Source organism: Marinobacter sp. EN3 (assembly GCF_000475315.1).
In the GTDB taxonomy this organism is placed as follows: domain Bacteria; phylum Pseudomonadota; class Gammaproteobacteria; order Pseudomonadales; family Oleiphilaceae; genus Marinobacter; species Marinobacter nauticus.
The window spans coordinates 36300-44086 of record NZ_AXCC01000002.1; the positions used below are offsets into that span (position 1 = coordinate 36300).

The 7787-nt window shown below is 56.6% G+C and carries 8 protein-coding genes; 5 read left to right on the forward strand and 3 right to left on the reverse strand.

Annotation, left to right across the window (positions count from 1 at the left end; translation table 11 throughout):
- Positions 1-7: 7 nt before the first annotated feature.
- From Q675_RS23355 to dctP, 3 genes are all read right to left on the reverse strand, one after another.
- Positions 8-1546 (reverse strand): TRAP transporter large permease, encoded by a 1539-nt coding sequence (locus tag Q675_RS23355; protein WP_014422554.1) that lies wholly within the window; start codon positions 1544-1546, stop codon positions 8-10.
- Complete coding sequence (locus Q675_RS23360; RefSeq protein ID WP_023010667.1) at positions 1543-2253, reverse strand: TRAP transporter small permease subunit; 711 nt, start codon at positions 2251-2253, stop codon at positions 1543-1545. The genes Q675_RS23355 and Q675_RS23360 overlap by 4 nt, the downstream gene beginning before the upstream one ends.
- A gap of 102 nt (positions 2254-2355) precedes the next feature.
- Positions 2356-3489, reverse strand: coding sequence for a TRAP transporter substrate-binding protein DctP (gene dctP / locus Q675_RS23365; protein WP_031211052.1), 1134 nt, complete (start codon positions 3487-3489; stop codon positions 2356-2358).
- Positions 3490-3752: 263 nt separating this feature from the next.
- On the opposite strand from dctP, the gene Q675_RS23370 reads away from it, so the two are divergent.
- From Q675_RS23370 to Q675_RS23390, 5 genes are all read left to right on the forward strand, one after another.
- Positions 3753-4511, forward strand: coding sequence for an FCD domain-containing protein (locus Q675_RS23370; RefSeq protein ID WP_023010669.1), 759 nt, complete (start codon positions 3753-3755; stop codon positions 4509-4511).
- A gap of 59 nt (positions 4512-4570) precedes the next feature.
- A complete protein-coding gene (locus Q675_RS23375) occupies positions 4571-5341 on the forward strand; it encodes an ABC transporter ATP-binding protein (RefSeq protein WP_022990754.1) in 771 nt (256 codons plus the stop codon).
- 106 nt (positions 5342-5447) lie between these two features.
- A complete protein-coding gene (locus Q675_RS23380; RefSeq protein WP_023008671.1) occupies positions 5448-6200 on the forward strand; it encodes a transporter substrate-binding domain-containing protein in 753 nt (250 codons plus the stop codon).
- A 46-nt stretch (positions 6201-6246) separates the two neighbouring features.
- Positions 6247-6951, forward strand: coding sequence for an ABC transporter permease (locus Q675_RS23385; protein ID WP_023008672.1), 705 nt, complete (start codon positions 6247-6249; stop codon positions 6949-6951).
- 3 nt (positions 6952-6954) lie between these two features.
- A complete protein-coding gene (locus Q675_RS23390) occupies positions 6955-7677 on the forward strand; it encodes an ABC transporter permease (RefSeq protein WP_022990753.1) in 723 nt (240 codons plus the stop codon).
- The last annotated feature ends 110 nt before the right edge of the window (positions 7678-7787 follow it).

The following is a 7787-nucleotide window of genomic DNA, read 5'->3' on the forward strand; positions in this document are numbered from 1 at the left end:
CTCTTGGTTAGCCATAAGCGAGATTGGGCAGCCAGGTAGTGATGGCCGGGAACACAATGCACAGGAATACGCCCAGGGCCTGGATGGCCAGGAACACCAGGGATGACTTGAAGATGGTGCCCATGGAAATTTCCGGCGGGCACACGCCGCGGATATAGAACAGCGCATAGCCGAAGGGCGGGCTCAGGAACGACATCTGCATATTCACCAGATACAACACCCCGAACCACAGCACCACGTCGTCACCAGACACGCCCGGCAGGCCGAACAGACCCGGGAACTCCAGGGCTTCCACAATGGGGATAAAGATAGGCACCGCCAGCAGCAGGATGCCGACCCAGTCCAGGAACATGCCCAGGACCACCAACAACACCATCAGCAGGAACAGGATGCCGTAGGCCGGCAGGCCGGTGCCCAGAATGGATTCGGTAATAAAGTCCTGACCACCCTGGAGAATGTAGAAACCTACAAACACCGAGGCACCAAACATGATCCATAGCACCATGGCGGAAGCCTTGGCGGTAGTGACCGAAGCATCCCGCAGAGTCGCGATGGTGAACACCTTGTGTTTCATCGCCACGAGAATGGCGCCAAAGGAGCCGATGCCGGCCGCCTCAACTGGTGTGGCAATGCCGCCAAAGAGCAGGCCAAGCACCAGGAACACCAGAATGAGAGGCGCAATCAGGTCTTTCAGAAGCAGCAGCTTGTCTTTCAGGCCGATGCGTTCCTCCTTGGGAATCGGAGGCCCGAGTTCGGGGTTCAGCTTCGCCCGGATCCAGACATAAAACACATACAGGCTGGATAGCAGAACGCCAGGAATCACCGACCCCAGATACAGTTCACCCACCGATTGCTGGGCAACCACGGCATAGAGGATCGCCAGAATCGAGGGCGGAATGAGAATACCCAGGGTACCGCCCGCCATGATGGAGCCGAGGGCGATCTTGTGGTCGTAACCCCGTTTGAGCATGGCCGGCAGGGCAATGATCCCCATGGTCACGACCGCCGCACCGATAACCCCGACCATCGCTGCTAGAATGGTAGAGGCCACAATAGTGGCAATGGCCAGGCCGCCGCCAACACCACCCATCCACTTGTAGACGACGTTGAACATCTCCTCGATCAGCCCGGCCCGTTCCAGCATCGCCGCCATGAAGATGAACAGCGGAATAGCGGCCAGATCCGAGTTGGTCATCATCGGGAAGATGCGGCTGGGGATGATGTTCAGCATCAGCGAGTCGCCCACCAGATAAATGAAGGCAACCCCAAGACCACCGGTAACAAACGCCAGTGGCAGACCCATCATCAAAGCCACCAACAGGGAGCCGAACATCAGGTAGGTGAGCGGTCCGATGTTCACATCGGCCAGGCTTCCGGCCAGCTTGAACAGGAATTTCTCATCGCTGAACGGGTCGTAGAACAGAATGTTGACGAACTCGACAAACATCACAAAGGCCAGCGCAGCGGTGGCCAGAATCATCAGCCAAGTGCCAAGCTTGCCTTTGAGGTTGCCCTGGCCCGGATTGTTCACTGTAGTGGTAGTCATGCGTGTTGCTCCCGGCCAAGCTTGACGAACAGGGCAATGTCCTTGATCAGTTTGGACAGGCCCGCCAAGGTAAGTAGAACAGCCCCCAGCAGCATCATGGCCTTGACCGGCCAGTACTGGATGCCCCAGGTCTCGACCGTACGTTCATCCATCGAATAGGAGTTCTGGAAAAAGGTCCAGGAGGTAATCACCAGCGCCAACGCAAACATGAAGAAGAACATGGAAGTGAAGATATCCATGCCAATCCGGCCCCGCACAGGCAACAGGTTATAGATCACATCGACCCTCACGTGGGCGCCATGCAGCAGGGCAAACGCGCCCGCCAGCAGGTACTGCATACCGAACAGCAGAAAGCTGGCCTCATGCACCCAGATGGTCGGCATATTGAAGATGTAGCGCATAACCACTTCAAAAAAGTAGAAAACAACGGCGTTTACGGTCCAGAAGGAAATAAACACGCCAGATTTTTCGCTGATCCAGTCGACGATCCGGGTAAACCAGTTCGCGTAATCCGACTCGATGGTTTTCGACATTTCGGCTTCGATCTGCTGAAGCTTCTCGTTTGCCAGGGCATTCTTGTCAATCGCCTGCACGCCACGGCTACTGGACCAACGGTCCCACGCCATCATCAGCAGCGGCATTACCGCCAGCCAACCCCAGTAGAACCAGTGCGGCAGCACAAAGCCAAAGTTGCTCAGATCAGACATACTGTCCTCACGTCAGTGACAACGCGGGGAAGGGAGAGAGCGCCCTGAACCAAGGCTTCCCTGCCCTTCCCCGCTTTTTTGATTGTTGTTGGTAGTGCCGGTTTACTTGCCAGCCGCCTTGAGGTCTTCCTCGGTGACGTAGCCCACGGTGTCGTTCATCATGTACTCGAGCTGCATATCGAAGATGGCCTTGGCATCCTCGTTCTTGTTCGCCCAGTTGTACCAGATGGGAATTGCCGCGCGACGAAACTCCTGCAGATCCTGCTGGCTCAGACGCGTGACGGTGTCACCATCCGCCTTGAACTTTTCCATCGCTTCGATGTTGCGCTTCTGGATGGTCAGGTAGTGCTTCTGGGAGTAATTGCGCACCTCTTCCTCAACCAGCTGCTGCAGCTTGGGATCCAGGGCGTTCCAGGCACGCAGGTTCACCGTCAGGTCCATCAGATCCACCGGCTGGTAAATAGACATCACCCCTGGAGGCCCGAACAGGATGTAATCGGTCACCTGGGAGAAGCCCAGCTCATAGTTCACTGCCGGGCCCACGTAGTCCGCCGCATCGATGGTGCCCTTTTCCAGAGCCGGGAAGATGTCGGAACCCGGCAGGCTGACAGTGGATACCCCGAACTGCTGGAATACTTCAGCCACCATGCCGCCAGGCACCCGGATCTTCATGCCCTTGAGATCCGCCAGGCTGTTTACCGGCTTCTTGGAATGAATGATGTTGGCGTCGTGCTGAATCGGGCCCACGTAGAACAGCCCGTACTTTTTGTAGATCTCCCGGGTTTTCTCCAGCATGCCCAGGGAATAGAACATGGTGTCCCACTGGTGAGGCTGATCCGGGCCGGCCGGGTAAGACGACAGGAACACCGAGGCCGGGATCTTGCCTGACCAATACAGGGTAAACGGGTTCATACCCTGCAGTACGCCATTACGTACCGCATCAAACAGCGCGTTGTTGTCGGCCGCGACCGCCTTTGCCGGGTACGGCCTGAAAATCAGTTCTCCGCCGGATTTTTCCTTGATGCTGTTGCACCATTCCTCGAACAGGTCATAGCCAACCGTGCCCGCATCCCACACCGACTGAATTTTCCAGGTAGTCGCGGCCTGGGCCTGACCGGCTCCCAGTGTCAGTGCGCCCGCCAGGGCCGCGCCAACTGCCAGTTTCTTGAGAAAACTCCGGCGTGGTGGGTTTGCGTCTGAATCACAATGCTTGTCGTTGTTATCATTGATGTTCATCGAAACATCTCCGTTCACTTTGTTGTTATGCAGAGGTAATCCAACACCAGCGAATGCCAGCATTAAAAAGATATTCGTAGGCAGGTGCGGTTTAGTCCAGAGAATTGCCAACTGGTCAGACCAGTTTTTGATGGCCGAAAAATGGACGAATTCGGCGCCATAAGCCATAGTTAGCGGTCTGGAGGGCAACACCCGAGAAGGACTTCCTGAACACTCGATCATTAGCAACTGGTCAGACCAGCAAGACCCGTCAGGTAGAAAACATGGGGATATCGCAGGAAATTTCCTTCAGGCTAGAACGGCTGATTCTGGACGGCGGCCTGGCACCGGGGCAGAAGATACCCTCGGAGCGCCAGCTGGCGACCCGGCTGGGTGTTTCCCGGGCCATCATTCGTGAAGCCCTGCATGAACTTCAGGGCCGGGGCGTGATCGAAACCCAGCATGGTCGGGGGTCCTTCGTTGCCAGCATTGTCCCGACCACGGACGATCTGGAAGACAACAGCCCGTTGATGCACCTGTTTGCCGGCCACCCCCGCACCCTTTATGACTTGCTGGAAGTACGCGAACAGCTGGAGGGCCAGGCGGCCGAGCTGGCGGCCCAGCGTGCAACCCGCGGCGATCGGCACCGGATTACCAAAGCCTACCGGGCTCTTGAGGAAACCGACCCACTCAGCAACGCCAAACCCGACCACGGTTTTCACCAGGCTATTATTGAAGCGTCTCATAACCCGGTACTGGTACACGTGCTCAATGGTCTGAAAAACATGATGCTGTTGACCGTGCATGCCTCCGTTGCCAACCTGAATCCCAGAGCAGAAATGCGTCAGTTGATCATGAAACACCACAAGCAGATCTACCAGGCCATTATGGCGGGTAAAGCCAGAACCGCCCGCAAGGTGGCCATGGCCCACGTCCGTTTTGTTCAGGACTCGCTGCGAAGCCTGGAAAACCAGGGCGCAGAGGTGATCCGGGTCTCCCTTGAGTCCAACAACTTTCACGAAAACCCAACAAAGCGGTATTGATTTCCACGGCAACAGTCCGTAAAACATGCGCCTTTGTATGACAGTCTCAGGAGCCAGCCATGGCGGAACCAGCGCCTCTTATTTGCAGGGACATCCACAAGACCTTTGACAAGCTGGAAGTACTCAAGGGCATCTCTCTGGAAACCCGCAAGGGTGATGTGGTTTCCCTGATTGGCAGTTCCGGTTCCGGCAAGAGTACCTTTCTGCGCTGCATCAACCTGCTGGAAACCCCCACCTCCGGCGACATTATTGTGCACGGCGACCCAATCCGGTTCACCGAGAACCGCAAGGGTGAGCGGGTGCCCGCCGATAACCGCCAGGTGGAACTGATCCGGGCTCGCCTCTCCATGGTCTTCCAGGGCTTCAATCTCTGGTCCCATATGACGGTGCTGGAGAACATTATCGAAGCGCCGGTTCACGTTCTGAAGATTCCGAAAAAAGAAGCGATTGAGCGCGCAGAGGCCTACCTGAACAAGGTCGGCATCTACGAACGCAAGGACTATTACCCGGCCCAGATGTCCGGCGGACAGCAGCAGCGGGCGGCCATTGCCCGGGCGCTGGCCATGGAACCCGAAGTGATGCTGTTTGATGAGCCAACCTCGGCCCTGGACCCGGAGCTGGTGGGCGAGGTCCTGAAAGTTATGCAGAGTCTGGCCGAGGAAGGCCGAACCATGATCGTGGTCACCCACGAGATGGCGTTTGCAAGGGATGTGTCGAGCCAGGTCCTGTTTTTGCATCAGGGCGTGATTGAGGAGCAGGGAACCCCGGACAAGGTTTTTGACAACCCGGATTCCGAGCGTATGAAGCAATTTCTTGCTCCCAAGTTCTGAACACCAGTGCTATCTTGAATCGGTGTTGGACGAGGAGTTGAAGAAAAGCTCCCGAAACTTCCATAAAAAATAAAGCCTTTGTGGCGAATTACTGGAGAAGTGACACATGAAAAAACTGATTGTTGCAGCAAGTTGCGCCCTGGCCCTGGTTGCCGGTACGGCCCAGGCTCAGGAAAGAAACCTGCGCATTGCTTTTGATGTGCCCTACGAGCCATTCGAGTACAAAGACGAAAACGGTGAGCTGACCGGTTTTGAAGTAGAGCTGGCGGACGCCATGTGTGAAGAGATGAACGCCAACTGCGAATTCGTCATTCAGGCATGGGACGGTATGATTCCGGGCCTGCTGGCTCGTAAATTTGATCTGATCATGTCGTCCATGTCGATCACACCGGAGCGTGCCGAGCGCGTGCTCTTCTCCGAACCGTACTACAACACCCCGGGCGGCTGGTTCGGCCCCAACGATTTCAGCACCGACGTCACTGATATGGATGCCATGAAAGGCAAGACTGTCGGTGTTCAGCGCGGTACCACCATGGACACCTACGTGACCGAAAACATGGGTGGCATTGTTGAAATCAAGCGCTACACCACCGCTGATGACATGGTACTGGACCTTGAAGGTCAGCGTCTGGATGTGGTCTTTGTCGACTACCCGGTGGGTGAGCAGACCGTTCTGTCCAAAGACGGCTTCAAGGAAGTGGGCGAGCCTGTGAAACTGGGTGAAGGTGTGGGCGTTGCCATGCGCAAGCGTGATGCCGACCTGGCCGATGAAGTAAACGCCGCCCTGCGCACGTTGAAGGAAGATGGCACCTACGACACCATCATGAAGAAGTACTTCAACTACGATATCAAGATGTAATGACCAGGGGGCGGCGCCACGGCGCCCCCGCTGACCGGATACTCCCATGTTTGATCTGAAAGGCTATGGCCCGGCCCTCGCAGAAGGAGCGGTCATCACCATTGAGTTGGCCTTCCTGTCTCTGGCCCTGGCCCTGACGCTTGGCCTGGTTGGTGCCAGTGCAAAACTCTCCGGCAGTCGTGTTGCCGCCGGCATCGCAACCGCCTATACCACGCTGATTCGCGGGGTTCCGGATCTGGTGATGATGCTGTTGTTCTATTACGGCGGCCAGGTAGCGGTGAACATGTTTTCGGATTATCTGTGGGAAACCCGCGGTATCGACTTTTTCTTCCAGTTTGATCCTTTCATTTCCGGCGTGGTGACCATCGGTCTGATTTTCGGTGCCTACATGACCGAGACCTTTCGCGGTGCCTTTCTGGCGGTGGACGTCGGTCAGATTGAAGCGGCCAAGGCTTATGGCTTTTCCCGATGGCATACCTTCCGGCGGGTGATGATCCCGCAGATGCTGCGCCATGCCCTGCCCGGCATCGGCAATAACTGGCAGGTGTTGCTCAAGACCACGGCGCTGGTGTCCATCATCGGCCTGACCGATATGGTGCGGGTGGCGGAGGAAGCCGCCAAGGCGGAGCGCATGCCGTTCCACTTCTTCGTACCGGTGGCTGCCGTGTATCTGGCACTGACAGCGGGGTCAGAACTGTTTATCAAGTGGCTTGATCGTCGAGCCAATGTCGGCGTGGTTCAGGGGAATTAAACGATGCCTGATTTCATTGCCGAGTGGTTGAACAAGAACGAAATTTTCACGGCCATGACGCTGATGGAGTACTGGGACGGTCTGGTGACGACCGTGCACCTGGTGTTTCTGTCGCTGGTCATCGGCCTGGTGGTGGCGGTGCCGCTGGCGATTCTGCGTACGGTGCGGAATCCGCTGGTGTCCGGGCCAATCTGGATCTACACCTATCTGTTCCGGGGCACGCCGCTGCTGATCCAGCTGTACATTATCTATTACGGGGTGGCGCAGATTCCGGGGATTCAGGAAACCTTCTGGTGGGAGATCTTCCGGGAACCGCTCTACCCTGCCCTGCTGGCTTTCACGCTGAATACGGCAGCCTATACCACGGAGATTATCCGGGGGGCGATTATGTCGACGCCCCATGGTGAAATCGAAGCGGCCAAGGCCTATGGCATGAACTGGTTTCTGCGGATGCGCCGGATCATTTTGCCAAGCGCGGCGCGTCGGGCGGTTCAGGCCTATTCCAATGAGGTGATTTTCATGCTGCACGCCAGTGCGATTGCCAGTGTGGTCACCATTGTTGATCTGACGGGGGCGGCGAGGAACATTTATTCGCGGTTTTATGCGCCGTTTGATGCGTTTATTTTCGTGGCGCTTTGCTATATGGCGCTGACGTTTATTCTGGTGTTTGCTTTCCGCAAGCTGGAAAACCATCTTTTGCGGCATCAGCGGCCGGTGAATGGCTAACTTTTGCTCCCATCGCCGGGAGCATGGCCATCTGGCTGGATAGGCTTTCCGGGAACCGCTACAAGCACATCCCTGTGCGCTTCTCTCCGGCCATCCATGGCCTCCGAAAT

Excerpts from the sequence above, each read along its gene's own strand:
- Q675_RS23380 (WP_023008671.1), top strand. The coding sequence starts at position 5,448 with ATGAAAAAACTGATTGTTGCAGCAAGTTGCGCCCTGGCCCTGGTTGCC.
- Q675_RS23385 (WP_023008672.1), top strand. The coding sequence starts at position 6,247 with ATGTTTGATCTGAAAGGCTATGGCCCGGCCCTCGCAGAAGGAGCGGTC.
- dctP (WP_031211052.1), bottom strand. The coding sequence starts at position 3,489 with ATGAACATCAATGATAACAACGACAAGCATTGTGATTCAGACGCAAAC.
- Q675_RS23375 (WP_022990754.1), top strand. The coding sequence starts at position 4,571 with ATGGCGGAACCAGCGCCTCTTATTTGCAGGGACATCCACAAGACCTTT.
- Q675_RS23390 (WP_022990753.1), top strand. The coding sequence starts at position 6,955 with ATGCCTGATTTCATTGCCGAGTGGTTGAACAAGAACGAAATTTTCACG.
- Q675_RS23370 (WP_023010669.1), top strand. The coding sequence starts at position 3,753 with ATGGGGATATCGCAGGAAATTTCCTTCAGGCTAGAACGGCTGATTCTG.
- Q675_RS23355 (WP_014422554.1), bottom strand. The coding sequence starts at position 1,546 with ATGACTACCACTACAGTGAACAATCCGGGCCAGGGCAACCTCAAAGGC.
- Q675_RS23360 (WP_023010667.1), bottom strand. The coding sequence starts at position 2,253 with ATGTCTGATCTGAGCAACTTTGGCTTTGTGCTGCCGCACTGGTTCTAC.